The organism is Armatimonadota bacterium (assembly GCA_020354555.1).
Taxonomy (GTDB): Bacteria; Armatimonadota; Hebobacteria.
In genome coordinates this window covers 646,328-665,708 of record CP070648.1, presented here as the reverse complement: position 1 = coordinate 665,708, position 19,381 = coordinate 646,328, and the positions used below count along the sequence as shown (strand labels likewise).

Below are 19,381 nucleotides of genomic sequence, written 5' to 3'. Positions count from 1 at the left end.
CATCACCGGCCGACGACCGGTGCCGCCCTGCCGGTGCCGAGGCGCGCCGTTATCCGCTACTTCCTCCGCTTGCGCCGCGGACGCCCCTTGCCCTTGCCCGGCGGCCCCTCGCCGCCCTCCTTGGCCGGCGCCAAGGCCGGCGGAGGCTGACGCATCAGGTAGTACTGGTGGGCGGTAATCAAGATGTTGTAGAAGAACCAGTAAAGTATGAACGCCGCCGGCAGCGACGCGAACAGCACGGTCAACATCAGCGGCATCATGATCGTCATCGTGTTCTGCATTTGCTGCTGCTGCGGGTCCGCCTGCGGCATCGCCGTCAGCTTCTGCGACACGTACAGGCTCAGCGCGTACATGATCAGCAGCGGCGTGTCTGCCAGCGCCAGGTTACTGATCCACAGGAACTTCGCGTTCGCCAGTTGGTAGATGTAGAAGCGTATCCCCTGGTACACCCCGATCAGGATCGGCATCTGTATCAGCATCGGCAGGCAGCCGCCCAGGGGGTTGATCTTGTGCTTCTTGAACAGCCGCATTTGCTCGGCGGCCATCGCCTGCCGGTCCCCCTTGTGCTTCTCCTGTAATTCCTTAATCAGGGGCTGCAGGCTCTGCATCGCGCGAATGGAGCGGAAGGATGAACTGGTCAGGGGGGTCGTTACGAGTTTCACGATGACCGCGATGAGCAGGAGCGCCAGCGCGTGCGAGTAACGATGGTCGCCGCCCAGCAGGTTCACGAAGCGTGATATCGCCTGGTAGCGCCAGTCCCCGCGCTGGAGCAGGTCGAGGCGCATCTGTGCCGCCTTCGCCGCCGACTCCATTCGCAGGCTGCCCCCGCCGGCCGACGCCAGCACCGAGGGCCACTCCAACCCCTCCGCCACCACCGGCCGCGCCGTCTCCGGCGCCGTGCGCACCCACACCCGCACCTCCGGCATCGCCATCGCCGCCTGGCTGTACGCCCCTACCGCAGCCTTACGCTCTCGCCGGCCCAACAGTTCGATCTCGCCGATGCGGAAGCGGGCTTGCACCTGCAGCGGCCCTTTTGCGGCAGCTGCGTAGCTGTCGATCGCCTCGCGGTACTGCTCCTCGCACTCGAAGGCGTACCCGATGGCGAACTCCAGACTCGCCTTCTTCACGGGGTCGGGCTTTGGGGTCGACGTCAACTGGCGCAGCTCGTCATCCCACTTGTGACGTTGGTCACGAACGCTTTGGTCGCTCGCCCGGTCCACGCTTTCGAGCATCACCCCAAGCTCTTCGATCTTGCCGGTGGGAAGCGGCCGCTGCGGGCGTCCCATGCACCCGCCGGCCACGAGGCCGCCCAGGCCCACGACCAGGGCGATGACGACAACCCCGGGCTTGATCTTGATGTGGCAACGAAGTGATTTCACGTATTATCTCGTCTGGTGACGCGCGCTCACTGCACCGGATCGAAGCCGCCGGGGTGCAGCGCATGACACCGGCACAGGCGCTTCAACGCCAACCACCCGCCGCGGGCAAAGCCGTATTTCGCAATCGCTTCGCGAGCGTACTCGGAACAACTCGGGTGGAAACGGCACGTCGGCGGGAGCACCGGCGATATCCAGCGCTGGTAGCATCTCAACACCGCCACAGCGCTGCGCGCCGCGGCCCCCCGGACGGCGTCACTCGCCACCGCAGATTCCCGCCCGCCGCAGCAGGCGTGAGACTGATTCTCGCAGTTGATCATATGTGGTCGCGCGGGCCGCAGCCCGCGGCATGAAGATCAGATCCCACGCGCCTTGGGTGTCGGACAGCGCGCTTCGGGTACACTCCCGCACCCGGCGGCGCACACGGTTGCGCGCCACCGCATTCCCGAACCGCTTGCCCACGGAAACCGCCACGCGCGCCGCATCGGGGCCCCCATCCGCCTCCCGCCTCAGGGCACGCAGCGCAAGCAAATGATCGCTGTGCCGCTCGCCGCGCTCCATAACCCGCCGAAAATCGGACTGCCCGTGCAGCCGCGTCACCTGCCGGGGCCGACGGTCAGTCGAGTGCGACCTTTCTGGCGCCGTTTTCTCAACACCCTTCTACCGCTCGGAGTGCGCATGCGGCGCAGGAATCCGTGAACCCGCTTGCGGCGTCGCCGCTTGGGTTGATATGTCCTCTTCACTCAGTCCGCCCTCCACGTTCGCCGGTAGTATAGCATACATCCCGCGCCCCCAGCAAGTGCGCCCCGCACGAGGGCCCGTTCGCGTCCTGCCGGCGCGCTTTAGCCCCCACGCGTTGCCGCACGGCAAGTGGTGCGCCCGAGAAGGAATCCCGCCGCTGGCGCGGAATCCATAGTGCAGAGGTTTGCTGCGATACCGCGTATCGCGACAAATGGCGCTTGACGTTGCGCTTCTGCCCCGGATTATTCATGACGAGCGCAAGCTTCGGGCAGACCGCCCGCCTCGGCAGTCATTGGCGCGGTCAAGCCGCGCTCCGGAATCGCGCGCGGCGCGATATGCCGAGGTTCGTGCATTAGGCGAGAACGCAAGGGATGGTAGCGCTCCTCCCGACCGAACCTCGTCCGGAAGAGTCTGCGGGCATTACCGGTGCCCCGGTAATACCCGAGACTCTATGATTATCCGCCGGCAGCGGCTATGGCTCACGCAAGGACGATACCGCCGACCTAACGGGATTCGCGTGCTACCGCAAGGCCCGCAGGCCGAAGGATTACTTTCGCGAATCCGGGTGAGGCCTGGCGTCACTCCGGAATCCCGCACAGCGGGATCGCGGAGGAATCGCGGCCGCTTCTCTCATAGCCGAGATTCCATTAGGTATGAATAATACAGGCTAACAGCATAATACCGCGTCTGCTCTAGCGACCCTGCGGTCGAGCAAGCAATCAGGCACTAATCCACTACCGGGGCCCCGACTGCCTGGAACCCCGTCGCCCCTGCACCCGAGCCAGCCCTCGCGACTGCACCTGACGCGCCCAACCAACTGCGGGTTGTGGAATAATCGGTCTGTCGCCGGCCGCGCATGCCGGCGGCCGTCTCGCGCCGCGAGCGCCCGAGGTCCGGCGCGAGATCGCACTGTGACGGCGACATAACCATTCGCCCGCGACTACGCCGGCACGGCGCGCCGCTGTCGTCGCGCATGGGCGAGAAGCCGGGCGACCGTGTGTGGCCCTGAATGAGTTTAACTAATACGTGTGGGGGGAATACCAAGGGCGTCGCGGAGTGCGCGCCAAGTCAGGCCCGCCATGCGCCCGGACCATCAAGGGCATCGCGCAGCGCCGATCGGCGTGCGCCTGCCGCAAACGCGTACACCGCGTTAGGAGACAATCATGTCTTGGTCTAACGAGCAGCAGCCGCTCGGCGACGAGACGGCTGCACAGGACAGTGACGAGCCTGAAGCGCAGGCTCAAGCCGGCGAGCAGGGAGCTTCCCCCGCCGCCGACGAGAACGCTCAGACGGATGATGCCCCACCGTCTTCGCCTCACGAGCCCCATTACGACTCCGCCATCTCGCCCCTGAAGTCCGGCGATATCGTCAGCGGCCTCGTGGTGCATGTGGACGACCAGGGGGTGCTCGTGGATGTGGGCACCAAGTCCGAGGGGTTGATCCCACAATCGGACCTGGCCGGGGAGCGGGGCGAGCCCTCACAGCAGTTGGCCGTCGGCGATCGCATAGACGTCTATGTGGTCAGAACCGAGACCGCGGAGGGCGGCTTGCTGCTGTCGAAGCGCAAGGCCGACTACGAGAACGTGTGGCGCGGCGTCATCAAGGCGTACGAGCACGGCGGAACCGTGTCGGCGATGGTGACCGACCGCGTCAAGGGCGGCCTGGTGGTGGACCTTGGGCTGCGGGGGTTCCTCCCCGCCTCGCACGTCGCGACCCGCAACGTGCGCGCCCTCGATCGGTTCGTGGGACAATCCTTGAAGATGAAGATCGTCGAGGTCGACCGGGCGCGCAAGCGCGTCGTCGTCTCGCACCGGCTCGCCGTCGAAGAAGAGCGGAAGGAGAAGCGCGAGAAGACGCTGGCGGCGCTCGAAGAAGGCCAGGTGCGCAAGGGCGTCGTGCGCCGGGTGACGGATTACGGCGCCTTCGTTGACCTCGGTGGCATAGACGGGCTGCTGCATGTGACGGAGATGTCGTGGTCGCGCGTGCGGCATCCGTCCGACGTCGTCAAGCCGGGCGAGAAAATCGAAGTCCTCATCCTGAAGTTCGACCGCGACGCGGGCAAGGTCTCGCTCGGCCTCAAGCAGATCCTCCCCGACCCATGGCAGCACGTCGCGGAGCACTACAGCGTCGGCGACATCGTGACCGGACGCGTCACGCGCGTCGTGCCCTTCGGCGCCTTCGTCCAATTGGAGGGCGGCATCGAGGCCATCATCCCCAACTCCGAGGTGGGCAGGGGCGCCAAGGCCGAGGAGTCGCTCGCGGTGGACCAGGAGGTGCAGACGAAGATCATCGCCATGCGCCCGCCCGAGCGCAGGATGACCTTGAGCATCCGCCACGTCCAGCAGGACAAGGAACGCAAGCAGCTCCGCGACTACATGGATCAACAGAAGGACGCGGGGCGCGTTACCGTGGCCGACCTGGTCGGCGATGTCTTTTCACAGCGGGAAGAGGAGGAATAACCGCTTCATCACGGCGAAACTGGGGGTATGATCGTTGTCGGTCTGACCGGGGGCATCGCCAGCGGCAAAACCACCGTCGCTGACATGCTCCGCGACAAAGGCGCGGCCGTCATTGACACCGACGACATCGCGCGCGAGGTGACCAAGCCGGGAACCCCGGCATTGCAAGAGATAGCACGGGCCTTCGGGCCGGAAATACTCACTCCACAGGGGACCCTGGACCGCAAGCGTCTGGGGTCTCTCGTTTTTCGCGATGAGCGCTCCCGCCGCTGGCTTGAGCAGATTACTCATCCCAGCATTCGGGCAGAGTTGCGCCGCCGACTCGACGCGCTGAGGCGCGGCCCGCAGCCGCCCGCGGTCGCTGTTGCCTTGATCCCACTGCTCTACGAGGCCGGCGCCGAGGGCGAAGTCGACGTCGTGGCCGCGGTCGTCGCGCCCGCCGCGGAGCAGGTGCGACGGCTCATGGCGAGAGACGGGCTTGCCCTGCACGAGGCCGAGGCGCGCGTCGCTGCGCAAGCCCCTGCGGATGAGAAGAGCCGGCGTGCCGATTTTGTGCTTGACGCCTCCGGCACCATAGAGGAGACCGCCGAGCAGGCGGCGAAACTCTGGCAGTGGCTGATTGGGCGGGCGCGAACGTAGGCCTCTACGGGGAACGCGCCGAGGTCCGCAGTCGTCTAACGGTCGCGGCCGGGTCGCCGAGTGAACCTCAGCACATCTGCGGCAACGCGACCGTTCGCGGAGTCGGCGCGTGGGCCTGGTGCGGCGAGCGCACGCAGGTTTACAATGGCCTGCCGCTGTGGTAAAATGTGCCGCCGCTGTGGACTTGTGCGACGTGACGGCGTTTAGGAATCGGAGGCACGCGAGGATGCGCCGCAGAATGCGTCTCCCCGCACTTGCATATCCATTGCGATCATCTCGTCTTGCCAAAGGGCACTTCGCGGGTTTATCCTACTGCTGCGAGCGGTTCTCCATGGCACCTACGCTACTACTGCGCCCAAGCCTGAATGGCGTCCACTCGATTGCCGCGAGCAGTGCCGAACAAACAGTTCTCCGCTGAAGAGAGGAGCAAGGTCACATGGGCACCATGAGCGTCGGCCGGGGTCGTATCGTTACGGCGGCCCTCGTGATTTGCGCGATCGCCATCGGCGTGGCCGTTCTGAGCATGCAGTCGGCCGCGGTGCGGGCGCAGGAATCCCTCGCTTCCGCCGAGTCGGCTCCAGTCGCGGTCCTGGACTTCGTCAACCGCAGCGGCTACGGCGGCGACGCCCTCGGCAGCAGCGCCGCCGACGCGTTGGTGCTCGCCATGAGCGAGTCCGATGACTTCGAACCCTTGCAGCGGGCCGAGGTTGACGAGGCCCTCGCTCGCCTCGGCTTCTCCGTCCCCATGGGCAAAGTCGCCCAGGCGCGCCTCGGCGAGGAACTGGAAGTTCCCTACGTTGCCTCCGGCACCCTTAACGACATCCACTTCGAGCAAGTCAATCAGGGACGCATTGCCGTCGTGGATATCACCGTCGGTCTGCTCAGTGTCGAATCCGGCGAGTACGTCAACGGCGCGCGCGTGACCGAGGGCTCAAGCCCGAAGCCGGGCTACACCGCCGCCGACGACGCGCTGGTCGATGAAGCGCTGACCGTGGCGACCTATCACGCCGTCCGCACCATGATCAGCTACGAGATGCCCCACGCCACCATCCTCAGCGCCACCCCGAGCGACGCCTACCTCAACGCCGGCAGCCGCTCCGGCCTCGTCGAGGGCATGGAACTGGTGGTCATGCGCTTCGGCGAGAAAGTCGGGCGCCTGCGCGTCGTGGACGTCGAGCCGACCTATGCCACCGCCAGTATCACCGCGAATTACCGCGGCGTCACCGTGGGCGACACCGCAATCCCCGTGTTCGCGCCGCCCTCCGCCGCCGCCAGGCCCGCCGCAGCGCGCCGCCCCAAGGCCAAGGCTAAGCTCAATAACACACTGCTCAGCCTCGCCGCTGCGGCCGGTATCTTCTTCACCCTGTCCAAGAGCAGCCCCGGCGATGAACCGGTCGCCGGCGTTCAGGCCAGCGCCCTGACCGACCCCACCGGCGCGCGCGAAGGCGTTCTCGTCACCTGGAGCCCTGCGGGACACCAGTGGCGCAACGTCCGCGCTTACGAGATATGGCGCAACGACCAGATCAGATGGGTCAAGCCGGCCGTTGGTTCCGACCCCGTAGGCGGCGGCCTATTCTTCATTGACGAAGAGGACCAATTTGCCGGCCTATCTCAGACGGTCAGCGCCACCATTGACGCAACCACAGGCGTGTTGACGGCGTTCAGCTACGCCGACTGGGATTCCGGCAATGATCCAGTGCTGGGCGGCGGCGGCGCCCTCGGCAGCAGCTACGTGCGCGCTATCGCTGTGATTCCCCCGACCGCCGGCCAGCAGTATGTCTATCGCGTGGTCGCCATCGTCGCCGACGTGCAGTTCGGCCCGTCACCAGGCGGCGAAGAGGAAGAAGGCGGCGAAGAAGAAGGCGGCGAGGAAGAAGAAGGCGGCGAGGAAGAAGGGGGCACCATCATATTCGGAGCGGATGACTCGCCGTCCGCGCCGTCGAAGCTCGACGTCTTCCGCCAGGTGGCTGCCGCCCGCCAGGAGGCGCCCGAGCGCACCTGGGTGCTCAAGGAGTCGCCGTACACCGGCGCCTCTAGCGTCGCCACCTACGTCGCGCCGCCGGAACTTGTTACGCCCACCGCGGGTGGTGAGGTCGATGACCTTACTGAAGTCATCTTCTCATGGAACGCGGTTGCGGGCGCCGACGAGTACATACTGCAGATCAGCCGCGACGCGTTCTTCCTGCCGGTCAACACCAAGACCTTTACGGCCTATGAGGCCGAGGCGCCCGAGGGCACGCAGCTCTCGCTGACACTCAATGTCGCCCAGAGCTTCCCGCCGCCCACTGTCGGCACCATGGCCCTGCGCTGGCGCGTCGGGGCGCGCAATTCGCGCGATCCCGTTGCCCCGCGCGCCATCCCCGGCATCGCGGAGGTCTATCCACAGGATCAGGGCTACGTGTGGGGGCGGCCGGCCAGCTCCACCTTTACCTACACGCCGGGCGTGACCACGGGCACTGCCGCCGACGGACGCGCGCCCAGGCGCATACGCGTCCTCGGGCCACTATCTCGGTAACACCGTTCCGGGCGGCCTGATACACGGGCCGGACCCGCTGACACACGCTGAGAGGCGGGCTGCGGCGGCACGCCGCCGCCCGCCGGGCGATAGCGAGCAACACAACGAGCCGGGCCGGGGCTGGGCCTCGGCCCTGCGCTGGGTGATATCAAGCAGCGGAGGATTGAACGGATGAGAAAGCTCACGACGGGCAGGGTTGTCACCGTCCTAGTCTTCGGGCTCATCCTTGCGGTGGCCGTGCCGATACTCGGGCCGGCTCCCACCGTCGCCGCGGCCCCCGCGGGGCGGGTCAAAGTCGTCGCCCTACCTCTGGCCAATAACACGGAAGTCGGCGGCGATGAACTCGCCGGACGCGTCCATCAGGCGCTCCAACTCACCCTCGCCGCGTCCGATCGGGCGAGCCTCATCAACCTTCGCCCCTCCTCGCCCGCAGTCCGCAGGGCGATGGATGTCGAGATGACACTCGATCCCGGCGACCTCGATATCGTCCCTCCCGCTAATCGCTCGCAGGCCGAGCGCATCGGCCGCGCCCTCGGCGCCGATATCGTCCTCTGGGGCAGCATTGACGAGTACACCTGGGACGAGGCGGGCAAGCAGGTCACTATCGGCCTCTCGATCCAGAAGCTTGACCTCGCCGCCGAACAGGTCAGCACCGTCGCCCTCACCGGTAAGAGCGCCGCCAAGGTCGGCTTCGACGCCGGCGAGGGCCCGCTGATGACGGAGGCCATTGACGACGCCGTGACCCAGGTCGTGCAGCAAGTGCTGGGCGTGAGTATCGTTGCCGCCCCGCGGGAGCGGCCGGCCGCCCCCGCGATCGGGAAAAAGAAGGACAAGACCTGGCAGACGATCGGCGCGCTGCTCGCCGCCGCGGCTGTCATCGCCCTCGCCAGCGACGGCGGCGGCGGTGCGGCTCCGCCGGTCGTGCAGCCCGGCATCGTGTCCTCCGCCACAGCCATCCCGACTGCCGACGCCGTCGAGTTGTCGTGGGAGGTTGCGCCGACCGCCACGAGCATCACGAGCTTCAATATCTACCGCGCCGAGATGGGCGCCTCCCGCGCCGGACGCGTACGACGCGCCCCGCAAAGCCGCGTCCGCCTCACTCGGCAGGCGAGCGGATACTCCCTGCTCGCAAACGTCGGCAGGTCCGACCGCATCTATACCGACATATCGGCCAATACGGGTACGCTCTACGCCTACCGGATGAGCGCCGTCGTCGGCGGGTCTGAATCAACGCCGGTGGACTTCTATAACTACTACGAGCAACTCCGCGGCGCCGTCGGCATCGTCGAGGTCGGCCCGGCGTGGCCCACCGCTCCGGCGATGCCCACCGCCCGCAACGGCGTCGGCGCCGTGGAAGTCCAGTGGGCCGAGAACCCCGAGCCCTTCATTGACTCCTACCGCCTCTATCGCAGCACTTCCGCCGACGGGCCGTGGGACAGCAGCACCCTGAGGACGGAACTCGCGCCCGCTGCGGGCACCCTGACGTTCAATGACATGAATGTGGTCGGCGGCACGACGTATTTCTACGCCGTCGGCGCGGTGACCGCGGCGACCGGCGTCAACGGGCGTGTCGGCGCGTCATTGCGCCAGGTGTTCACTCCGGGCACACCGATGCCCCCCAGCGACGTGCGCGCGGAACCTCGCATCGCTGCGGTCGTCCTGACGTGGACCGCCAGCCCCGACGCCACGGGCTATCGCGTCTTTCGCAACGGGGCGCAGATCGCCCAGGTCGGCAGCACCGTCACAACTTATACCGATTCACCGCTCGATCCGGGTAGCTACACCTACGCGGTGGCGAGCATCGCGGGCAGCCCGGTCGTCGAAAGCGACCGCATCCCCGCCGTCCCGTCGCCCATCAGCCCGAGCAATCCGCCGGCCTACCTGCTGACGTCGCCGCCGAATCCGGCAGTCGTCGCAAACGGCGTCAGCACCGTGGACCTCTATGCCTTTGCGCGCGATGCCGCGGATAACCCGGTGGCGGGCATCGAGATCGTGTTCTCGCTGACCGTGAACGGCGGCACGCTCGTGCCGCATCCCGACTACCCCGCGACGGCGGTGCCCGCGGGTCTCAGAGTCATCACCGACGCCAACGGCAAGACCGCCGTGCGCTTCCAGGCCGGGACCGATCCGAGCGCCAATCCCGAAGTCACCGTGCTGTGCGAGGGCGTGGACGCCGTTACTATGAACATCACCCTCCTCGCGCGCCAGATAGCAGCGGTAACCCTCGCGGCCGAATACACCATGCTCGCGGCCGACGGCCAGAGCAGCACCACCCTAACCGCCGCCGTCCTCGACCAGGGCGGCGGGGGTATGCCCGACGTCACGGTTCAGTTCGCCAGCCTGGCGCCGACCATCGGCATTGTCAGCCCGACGAGCGCGGTGACCGGCGCCGACGGCACGGCCGTGACCACCCTGACCAGCGCCGGGACCGCCACCGGACCGTGCACCGTCACGGCGACCGCGGTCGGCGCTCCCGCCGGAACGCCCGCCGCGCAAGTGACCGTGCAATTCGTCGGCGCTCCGCGCGTGACCGTGAGCGTGGATCCCCACGTCATACCGGCAGGCGGGCTCGGCAGTACGGCCCTCATCACGGCCACCGCCAAGTTCGCCAACGGCATGCCCGTGCAGGACGGCACCGTCATTCGCTTCGGCTTCGAGGGCGGCGACAGCCTGAGCACGACCGGAGCCACCATCGCGGCCGGCCGCGAGCGCGCCCTCACGCAGGACGGCGTCGCGTACTCCACCCTGATTAGCGCGCCCGACCTCGTCAACGGCGATTCGGACGTCGTCTGGGCATGGCTTGACATCAACGACGACGGCGTATGGGATGGCCCGCCGGAGATGCTCGGCAGCACGGTCGTGACCTACACGGATCCGCCGTACCGCATCACCCTGACCGCTGAGCCGCTGAGCATACCCGCCGATGGGCGCAGCGTGTCCAAGATCGTCGCCGACGTGCGCACCAACGTCCCCGACCCGAGCGCCGGAGGCTACCGCCCCGTGGCTGACGGGACCTTGGTCGAATTCGTCACCAGCAAAGGGAAGTTCGTGGACAGCGGCACGTTGCAGACCAGCGGCCGCACCATCGGCGGCCTGGTGACGGTGTTCCTGACCGCACCCACACAGACCGGTACCGCGACGATAACCGGCACCGCTGCCCTCGTCAGCGGCTCCACCGAGGTGCAGTTCACCGCGCCGGTGAATACCGTTATCAGCGTCGTCGCCTCCCCGGCCACGCTCCAGGCCAACGGCCAGGATCAGGCCGACATCATCGTCCGCGTGCAGGATAACGAAGGCAAGCCGAAGGTCGGTGTCAGCGTGGACATCTACACGGATCTCGGCACGCTGGCTGAGGACCGCATCGTCACCGACGAGAACGGCGACGCCACCACGACCTTCACCGCCGGCATTACCGCTGGCACCGCGAGCGTCGTCGCGAAGTCGGGTGGGGCCACAGGGTTTGTCACGCTGACCCTGACCTCAGGCCTAGCGCAGAACGTCTCGATGGTCATCCTGGCGCCGAATGGCGTCATGCCGGCGACCAACGGCACCACCAGCCCGAGCGGCGCCTCGCCGACCGCCACTGTCTATGCACGGGTTACCGACAAGCACGGCAACCCGGTGGTTGACGGCACCCCGGTCTTCTTCCACACCGATATCGGGCAGGTCGATGGCTCAGCCCTCACCGAGGACGGCTTGGCCGAGGCGACTCTGGTCACGGGCAGCTTCCTCGATGCCACTAACAAAGCCACCTACCGGCCCGGCTGGGCGAGCATCACCTCCTACGCAGGCAACCCGGCCGGCCCGGCCACCGCCGGACCGGAATACCAGATCTTCTGCGGCAACATCGCCGCCTATAACTGGGATGGCAGCGCCAATGACACCGACCTGTGGACCGACTTCGGCGGCGACTGGCGGCTGCGCACGACCGGCAGCAGCAACCTTGCCGAACAGCCGAACCTCGTCCCGAAGGCGGGGGATCCGATCTGGGCAACTGCGATCCTCGCCGATCAGAACAACAACCCGCTGCCGTCCGGCGTGCCCCTCACATTCACCTTCACCATCGGCAGCACCGTCGTCGCCACGGTATCGACGACGACGACGATGTACCATACCTATAGCGGTGTCAAGTACTGCGGTGCCGAGGCCTCGGCGACCGTAACCAGTTTCCCCGATCAGGTCACGGCGGCCCTGCTGGACGTTAACGTCTATGTGCCGAGTATCATCGACACCTACTGGGACACCTGGCCAGTCTACCAGTACGTCGGGGCGGCGGGGCCGTCTGGCACCATCGAGTTGACCCTCGACCCGCCCGAGACCACCGTCTTCCCGGAGATGACGGTTACCGTTCTCGCCCACGTGTTCGATGAATTTGGAAACCCGGTCCAGGACGACAATCCGGTGTTCTTCGAGGTCCAGGATCCGGACGAGAACATCGCCTCGGTGGACTATAACCCCGATCCGGCGTTCACCACCGGCGGCCAAGCGGTGACCACAATGACGGTCCACGTCATTGACCCGGCGGCGCCGGCCAACTTCACCATCAGCGTTGGTTCGCCGCAGGGCCCGCCGGATGCGGACGCAGTCGGCACGCTGGCGGTCAACGTCAACGCCGTAGTGGTGCCGTAGGCTTGCGCGTCTGCCGGAGCAGAATGATCTCCGGAAGCGCAAGCGACGGCCTGAGCAGGAATGAACCGCGGGGCTGACGCGCCGCGGACGCGGGCCGTCGTGCGTCCGCGGCTGCGCCGGGGATAGGTTGGAGGACCGAACATGAACACACGGGCCTGGCGCATGGGCGTGGTGATGGCCCTGCTGGCGGCAACCGCCATCGCCGCCTGGGGCGCGCCTTATGCGCCTATCCTCATGGGAGAGGCGCAGTTCGACCCGAAATGCGCCGAGCCCGCCGCCGTCGTCGCAGCGCGCGCAGCCCAGGCCTCGGCCATGGGCTCCACCATCTCCAGCGACCGCAACTACTATGTCGTGCAGTTCCAGGGGCCGGTGCGGTCCGCCTGGAAGCGCCAGGCCGCTGACCTCGGCGCCGTGTTGCTGGACTACATCCCGCGCTACGCATTCGTCACTCGCATGACGGCCGCCGAGGCGACCCAGGTCACCAACCTCCCGTGCGTTCGTTGGGTCGGTCCCTTCCCGTCCCAGTGGAAGTATCGCAAGAGCCTCATCGCGAACAAGCAGCGCGGCCTGACCGTCACCGTCCAGCTCTACCCTGGTGAGATCCTCGACCGCGTGGGCCAGTTCGTCAGGGACCGCAATCTGTGGTGCGTCGGGTTCTCCTGGGCGCCGCGTCCGGCGGTGCGTCTGCGCATGCCGGCAGGAGCGGTGCCGGATCTGGCCGCGCTCCCGGAGGTCGCCTGGATACAGGAGTACAAGCTCCCGGAGTTGCACAACGACCAGGGCCAGCGCTATCTCAACGTCAGCAATGTCTCGGGCTTGCCCGGGGGAATTGATGTGTGGCAGGATTACTCCCTCTTCGGCGGGAGCCAGATCGTTGCGGTCGCGGACACTGGGCTCGACACCGGCAACCCTGCCACGCTCCACCCCGACTTCCTCGACGCGGCCGGCCTGCCCCGCCTCGCGGCGGCGCAGGCCTGGGGACGCCCGAACGACTGGAGCGACAGCACCGAGCCGCCGGTCGCCGCCGGAAGCCACGGCACCCATGTCGCTGGCTCCGTGCTCGGTAACGGGGCGATGTCCGGCTCCGACCCCGCCGGCGCCTACTACACCGGCTCCTTTGCCGGCATGGCGCCCGAGGCGCGGCTCGTGTTCCAATCGATCATGGATTCCGCCGGCTGGCTTACCGGCGTACCGTCAAACTACGGCCAGCTCTTCGACCGGGCGTACGGCGCGGGGGCGCGCATTCACACCAACAGTTGGGGTGCGTCGTACTACTTCGGTGGGTACACGTACGAGTCTTTCACCGTGGATGACTACCTCTGGCGCCGCCCCGAGATGACCATTCTCTATTCCGCCGGCAACGATGGATATGACTGGGACGCGGACGGCGTGGTCGATTCGGTGAGCATCGGCCAACCCGCGACCGCGAAGAACTGCGTCACCGTCGGCGCCACCGAGAGCTATCGCCCGCCGTTGTCCGGCTGGGGCGGGTATGCGGACTTCACGTGGGGCGAGCTGTGGTGGTACCCCGCGGATCCGATAGCGTCGGACTACACCTCAGATGATCCCTCGGGCATGGCCGCCTTCAGCAGCCGCGGGCCGTGCCTGGACGGGCGCATCAAACCGGATGTGGTCACCCCCGGCACCAACATCATCTCCTGTCGCTCGCGCGGCAAGTACGGCGACTACTCCGGCGTGGACGAAGGCTGGGGTGTCTACGACGACTGGTATCTCTACGGCGGCGGCACCAGCATGGCGACTCCCCTCACCGCCGGTGCCGCGGCCCTGGTGCGCGAGTACTATGAGGTCGTCCGCGGCCACGCCGAACCCACCGGATCGCTCATCAAAGCGACGCTCATCCACGGTGCGGTTGATCTGGCTCCCGGCCAGTACGGCACCGGGCCCAAGCAGGAGATTCAACCCCGCCCCGACCAGTCCCAGGGCTGGGGTCGGCCGAGCATCGGCGCCAGCGTCCATCCCGAGAGAATCCACCCCGGCATCAGCCTCATCTTCCACGACTATGGCATGATCCAGGAGACTGGGGCGGTGGACATCCACCCCGTGGTCGTCACCAGCGCCGGCACACCGCTTGCCATTACCCTCGCGTGGACCGACTACCCCGGCGCGCCATATGTGTACGAAGCCCTGGTCAACGACCTCAACCTCGTCGTCGTTGATCCCCGCGGCGTGCGCTACCGCGGGAACTTCGGCGCCCAACCCTACAACGACCGCGTCAACAACGTCGAGCGGCTGGAGTTTCCCACGCCCGTCGTCGGCAACTATTACATCCAGATCTGGGGCAACAACGTCCCCCGGGGCCCGCAGCCCTACTCCATGGTCGTGACCGGTACTACCGCCACCACCTACAGTATCTCGGGGCGCATCACCGACGTGCGCGACCGGCCCGTCAGCGGCGTCGCGGTCACTGTGGAGGGGATCAATACAGTCCCCGGCCGCCGGGTCACCGGCGGCACCCGCGCCGACGGTACCTACGAGATCACCAATCTCCTCCCCGGCAGGTATCGCGTCACGCCGAGCAAGGAGTACCACGCCTTCACGCCCGTTGATCGGCGACCGGAGATCGTCGCGGCGGACGTCACCGGCGTTGACTTCACGGCGACGGTCAGCGTGACCCTGCAGATCAGCGGATACGTGTGGGACCAGTTCCGGCGGGGAGTGCCCGGGATTGCCGTCAACGTATATGAGGTAGCCTCCCGGTATCCGCCATTCTTCGCCGAAGACATACTCGCTGTCTACCCGGCAGTCACCGGCGCCGACGGGCGCTACCGCGTGACCGGGCTCGAGCCCGGGTTCTACTATATCGAGCCGGAGCAGGTCCTCGACCGTTTCATCACACCGCCATACAATCTGCTGGCCTTGCCGAGCCGCGAGGCGAACTCGCAGAACTTCTGGATCAGCCCCCTGTGGTACAGCTTAATTGACGTGTACAGCCTCGACCCGGCCAAGAACCCGATCCCAAGCTCGACGGTGACGGTAGAGCGCTTCGAGGGCGATTGGGTCGTCGTGCAGACGCGCCAGACCAACTCACAGGGCTTCGTCCGCCTCGGCGGCCAGGACGCTCAGGGCAACCAGATCCTGCGCGAGGGGTACTACAGGATATCAGTGAGCAAGCGCGGGTACACCTTCCAGGTCAACGCGCTCGAGGACTCCGTCGAAGGTTGGCACCCTCCGAACGGCCCGTGGAATATTTTCGAATTAACCGGCACGATCGCCGCCTTCTACTTCTGGGGCGGCTCGCCGGTGCCGACCTATGCTGCCAGCGGCCTCATCCGCACTCAGTGGGACCGCCCCGTGCCCGACGTTGCGGTGACGTTAACCGGCCAGTCCACGGGTCGCGTGTTCCATACCCGGACACGCTCGAATGGTTATTACTACCAGACCGGCATGCCCGCCGATATCTACAGTGTCGCTGTCGAGAAGTCGGGATGGGAACTCACCCCGGTTGACCCAACCACCGGCTGGCCGGATCCGGCTTACGAGCCGTGGATGAAGGCTGGGCCGCCCGCGTTCACCCCGTGGCCCTATCTGGCGATCCTCTACACCGCGTACGAGTTTGGTGGGTACGACGGGAATATCTGGGACTTCACATTCATGGTCGCGCGTGACTTCGCGTACCAGTACCCCAACGGGCGCCAGGACTACTGGGCGATGCCGCAGTAGGGGGCGACCCGCGGCCGCGCCTCTGCGCGGCGCGGGCGTGAGATGACTTGCATGGGCTGGCCAGAGCGATATACGCGATCCGCCGCGAGCATGACCATCCGCATCGCGGCCGTCGCGGCGATCTTGCTCTCCGCCGCCGCAGCCGTCGCTGACACCTACGGCATTGACGTGGACGCCCAGCCGCAGCGCCTCGGCGCCGACGGCGACCAGCCCTGCGCCATCACCGTCCGCCTCACCGATTCCCTTGGCGCGCCGGCGCCCGACGGCACCGAAGTCACCTTCGTCACCACCCTCGGCACCGTCGAGCCACAGATCGCCCTCACCGCTGCGGGCATGGCCCGCGCCGAGCTGTCCAGCCCGGCCCCGGGCACGGCGGAGGTCTCCATCATCGTCGGCGGCCAGCGCGAGGTCGTCGCTGTCGAGTTCACCGGCGCCGCAGCGAAGGCTCCCGCCCCGTCCGAGCCCGCGCCGATGGTGCGGGTCGCAGGGAGATACGTCGCGTACAGCGCCGATTACGACTGCATCACCGCCAGCGACCACGCGCGCGCCGAGCACGGCAAGCTCGTCGTCGAGGCGGGCAACATCCAATACGAGGTCTCCCGCGGCGTCCTCAAGGCGCAGCACGCGGTGCGCGTGACCAGTGGCGCCGCGACGCTCGAGGGCGAGCGCGCCTGCTACCACGTGTCGCGCTGCCGCGGCGTGCTCTTGAGCGCGAAGGACTCCATTGAACGCATCGCGTTCAGCGCCGACGATTTGAGCGTCACCGAGGCCGCGCCCGCCGGCGGCGCCGATTTCCTGCCCACCGACACCGGCGATACCAACACCTGGGTCGTCGCGCGCGACGCCGTCGTGTTCCCGCGCGACCGCATCCAGTTCACCGATGCCACACTATACGTCGGGGAGAAGCGCGTCTTCTCCTTGCCCTACTACGTCGCGCCTCTGCGCGGCCAGCGCAGCCTGCTCAATCAGATCTTCAGCCTCAGCTCCACCGGCGGCCTCAACCTCGACCTGCCGTTCTACTACGCCGCCAACGAGACCCACGTCGGCTCGCTCCATATCCGCCGCCGCGCGCGCGGCAGCTACGGCTACGGGCGCAGCGGGTGGTCGCTCGGCGTCGAGGAGCAGTACCTCCTCACCCCGCGCTCCAAGGGGACGCTCGCCCTCGACGACATCACGGAGAGCACCCGCAGCGTCCGCCTCGACCATCAGGTCGAGTTCGATGCCGGCAGCCGCCTCAACATGGGCTTCAACTACTATCGCTACAACCCCGATTACCCGGGAGCGCTCACCGCGCGCGCGTTCTACAATCGCCGGCTGTCCGACGCCGACCTCAACATCATCGCCCTCGGCAGCTCCATCGGGGGCATGTCCAGTTGGTCGGTGGATAGCAACATGCACTGGCGCGACCGCCCCGTCGGGCGCACCGGCTTCGCCTACGATGTCAGCGGCACCCTCGGCTACGGCGGCGGCCAATATGGCTACGGCGGCGGCCTCCTCGCGGGCTGCGGCGTCGGCCTTGCACCGCCCGCCTGGAGGATCGGCAACAGCACCAGCGCCACGCTCGACCTGTTCCAGCAGTTCACCTGGGCGCAGATCGGCGGCCAGCGCACCACCTTCGATGCCCGGGCCATCGTCCGCCAGGGCCTAGGCAGCCTGGGCAGCGCGACCCTCGCGTACAACTACAACCTCTCGCGCGGCGGGTACTATAGCTCCTACGGCCGCGAGCAGGTCAGCCTCAATGCCTACCTGGGCAAGGGGCTCGACTGGCGCGCCTCGGGATACGCCAGCTACAGCCTCGACCGCAAGAGTCTCTTCGCCTCGGGCAGCGTCAGCTACGCCTTGCCCATCGAGCGACCCGCCGTCGGCGCGGGGCCGTGGCGCGTCGACTTGCGCGGCAGCTTCGCCCGCTTCGGCACCGCCGAATCCGTCAACTCGCGCATCGCCGTCGGCCGCGCCGTCGGCGATTACGAAGCACTCCTCTGTTACTCCCCGACGGCGAGCTACGGCTACGGCAGCTACGGCTACGGCTACGGCCGCGGCAAGACGCTCTGGGTCGAGTTCGCCCCCCGCGGATTCTGACGCCCCCCGGACTCGTCGGCGCCGTCGTAATCGTGGGCGAGCGGCTCGGGGCGTGAGGACGGGTGGAGCTATCCTCTGTGTGCCCTGTAGGACAGCCGACGGATTCTTGTCTGTCACTCGGCCGGAGCAGACTCCAATTCGAACCGTTCTGGAATTGGCGCCAGTCGTTCCTCCACCGGGACCATCGCACACTTCCCGAGCACTCTTGCGCCCATCCCCGCACCTATAATGCTTGCCTGCGTGACCAACCTGCTGTTGATGGCATTCTCTTGAGTGCCACCCAGAGCTGGCTCCTGTGCATCCGGCACCGAGTCGCCGTCGCCGTGCGGCCGCTAGAGTGCCGCGCTATCGGCCGAGGCGTCACGCTTACGACCAGTGCCGCGCATCGTCCGCAACCAGAACACGAGCAAGGCGGCGACGGCGATCAGTGTCGCGATCCCACCACTTGCTAGGAGCACTCGGCACTCCGCTGTGCGCTCGGGGCGGGCAGCTTCCGAAGGCGCGGAGGCCACCTCCCGACTACCTTCCCGCAACTTCGTCGCTCCAGCGACCTGAGTGGCGCTGGAGCCGGAGGTGGACGAGGGTGAAACGCGAACCGAGGCGCCGGGTTCGTTCCCACCCGGCCGATCAGCCGTGGACTCCTGCGCGGCAGCTACTCGGCTCATGTCTTCCCTTATGCCGCTAGCGGGGGGTGACATTCCACGTGCAATAGCTTGCTTGCGCGCATTATCCAGTCGCTGCGCAAACATCTCGGCGCGTTGCTTGGCGTGGGTAAATCTGGCAGGGTCATCCAACATGCGGAGCGCAGTCTCGGCGCCTTCGCGCACTGGATAGGCTGTGTAAAGCCCTCTGACGGAGTTGCCAGCGCGTACCGTGAATGGGTCTTCGAGTGCCCGCTTGAGCCTGGGTCTGGCTTCGGCCGCACCCACACGCCCAAGGGCCTTCGCTGCGAGAGCGCGGAAATACGGTTCTGCGTGCGTGTCGAGAATACGCATCAGCTCGCGGGCCTGGTCGCCATCCCCCATGAGGCCCAGCGTGATCCGCATGGCGTCCCGCACGTTGTCGTCAACGGAAGCCAGGTGCGACGACGTCGCTACTTCCAGCACGAGCAGCGGATCCCCAAGTTCAACCAGAGACATGATGATCTGGGACATGATGTACCCGCTGTTTATGTCTCCTCCTCCCAGGCCTAGCGTCGTCCCACTCGGCTCCATGCGCTCCTCGATCAACCACGAAATCAGAATATCGGCTCTGTCGGTCGC

The 19,381-nt window shown here is 66.9% G+C and carries 11 protein-coding genes; 6 read left to right on the top strand and 5 right to left on the bottom strand.

Going from position 1 to position 19,381, the window contains the following annotated elements; genetic code table 11:
* Positions 1 to 56: 56 nt before the first annotated feature.
* From JSV65_02700 to rpmH, 4 genes are read right to left on the bottom strand one after another with little or no spacing between them, the layout of a single operon-like run.
* Positions 57 to 1,379 carry a YidC/Oxa1 family membrane protein insertase gene (locus JSV65_02700; GenBank protein ID UCH35280.1) on the bottom strand — a complete coding sequence of 441 codons (1,323 nt, stop codon included), beginning with the start codon at positions 1,377 to 1,379 and terminating at the stop codon, positions 57 to 59.
* Positions 1,380 to 1,405: 26 nt separating this feature from the next.
* Complete coding sequence (gene yidD / locus JSV65_02695) at positions 1,406 to 1,696, bottom strand: membrane protein insertion efficiency factor YidD (protein ID UCH35279.1); 291 nt, start codon at positions 1,694 to 1,696, stop codon at positions 1,406 to 1,408.
* Positions 1,632 to 1,976: a ribonuclease P protein component gene (gene rnpA / locus JSV65_02690; protein ID UCH35278.1), complete on the bottom strand. Its 345-nt coding sequence runs from the start codon at positions 1,974 to 1,976 to the stop codon at positions 1,632 to 1,634. The genes yidD and rnpA overlap by 65 nt, the downstream gene beginning before the upstream one ends.
* Positions 1,973 to 2,119, bottom strand: a complete 147-nt coding sequence (gene rpmH / locus JSV65_02685) for a 50S ribosomal protein L34 (protein UCH35277.1) — start codon at positions 2,117 to 2,119, stop codon at positions 1,973 to 1,975. The genes rnpA and rpmH overlap by 4 nt, the downstream gene beginning before the upstream one ends.
* 1,161 nt (positions 2,120 to 3,280) lie before the next feature.
* On the opposite strand from rpmH, the gene rpsA reads away from it, so the two are divergent.
* From rpsA to JSV65_02655, 6 genes are all read left to right on the top strand, one after another.
* Entirely contained in the window at positions 3,281 to 4,576 is a 1,296-nt protein-coding gene (rpsA, locus tag JSV65_02680; protein ID UCH35276.1) for a 30S ribosomal protein S1, read from the top strand.
* 27 nt (positions 4,577 to 4,603) lie between these two features.
* Positions 4,604 to 5,215, top strand: coding sequence for a dephospho-CoA kinase (locus JSV65_02675; protein ID UCH35275.1), 612 nt, complete (start codon positions 4,604 to 4,606; stop codon positions 5,213 to 5,215).
* A 436-nt stretch (positions 5,216 to 5,651) separates the two neighbouring features.
* Positions 5,652 to 7,730 carry a hypothetical protein gene (locus JSV65_02670; GenBank protein ID UCH35274.1) on the top strand — a complete coding sequence of 693 codons (2,079 nt, stop codon included), beginning with the start codon at positions 5,652 to 5,654 and terminating at the stop codon, positions 7,728 to 7,730.
* A gap of 171 nt (positions 7,731 to 7,901) precedes the next feature.
* Complete coding sequence (locus tag JSV65_02665) at positions 7,902 to 12,359, top strand: Ig-like domain-containing protein (GenBank protein ID UCH35273.1); 4,458 nt, start codon at positions 7,902 to 7,904, stop codon at positions 12,357 to 12,359.
* A gap of 141 nt (positions 12,360 to 12,500) precedes the next feature.
* Positions 12,501 to 16,040: a S8 family serine peptidase gene (locus JSV65_02660; protein UCH35272.1), complete on the top strand. Its 3,540-nt coding sequence runs from the start codon at positions 12,501 to 12,503 to the stop codon at positions 16,038 to 16,040.
* Positions 16,041 to 16,130: 90 nt separating this feature from the next.
* Positions 16,131 to 18,119 (top strand): hypothetical protein, encoded by a 1,989-nt coding sequence (locus tag JSV65_02655; GenBank protein UCH35271.1) that lies wholly within the window; start codon positions 16,131 to 16,133, stop codon positions 18,117 to 18,119.
* Positions 18,120 to 18,451: 332 nt separating this feature from the next.
* On the opposite strand, the gene JSV65_02650 is transcribed toward JSV65_02655, so the two are convergent.
* On the bottom strand, positions 18,452 to 19,381 hold a 930-nt coding region (locus JSV65_02650; protein UCH35270.1), incomplete at its 5' end, for a HEAT repeat domain-containing protein.

Excerpts from the sequence above, each read along its gene's own strand:
- yidD (UCH35279.1), bottom strand. The coding sequence starts at position 1,696 with ATGATCAACTGCGAGAATCAGTCTCACGCCTGCTGCGGCGGGCGGGAA.
- rpsA (UCH35276.1), top strand. The coding sequence starts at position 3,281 with ATGTCTTGGTCTAACGAGCAGCAGCCGCTCGGCGACGAGACGGCTGCA.
- JSV65_02675 (UCH35275.1), top strand. The coding sequence starts at position 4,604 with ATGATCGTTGTCGGTCTGACCGGGGGCATCGCCAGCGGCAAAACCACC.
- JSV65_02670 (UCH35274.1), top strand. The coding sequence starts at position 5,652 with ATGGGCACCATGAGCGTCGGCCGGGGTCGTATCGTTACGGCGGCCCTC.
- JSV65_02665 (UCH35273.1), top strand. The coding sequence starts at position 7,902 with ATGAGAAAGCTCACGACGGGCAGGGTTGTCACCGTCCTAGTCTTCGGG.
- JSV65_02660 (UCH35272.1), top strand. The coding sequence starts at position 12,501 with ATGAACACACGGGCCTGGCGCATGGGCGTGGTGATGGCCCTGCTGGCG.
- JSV65_02655 (UCH35271.1), top strand. The coding sequence starts at position 16,131 with ATGACCATCCGCATCGCGGCCGTCGCGGCGATCTTGCTCTCCGCCGCC.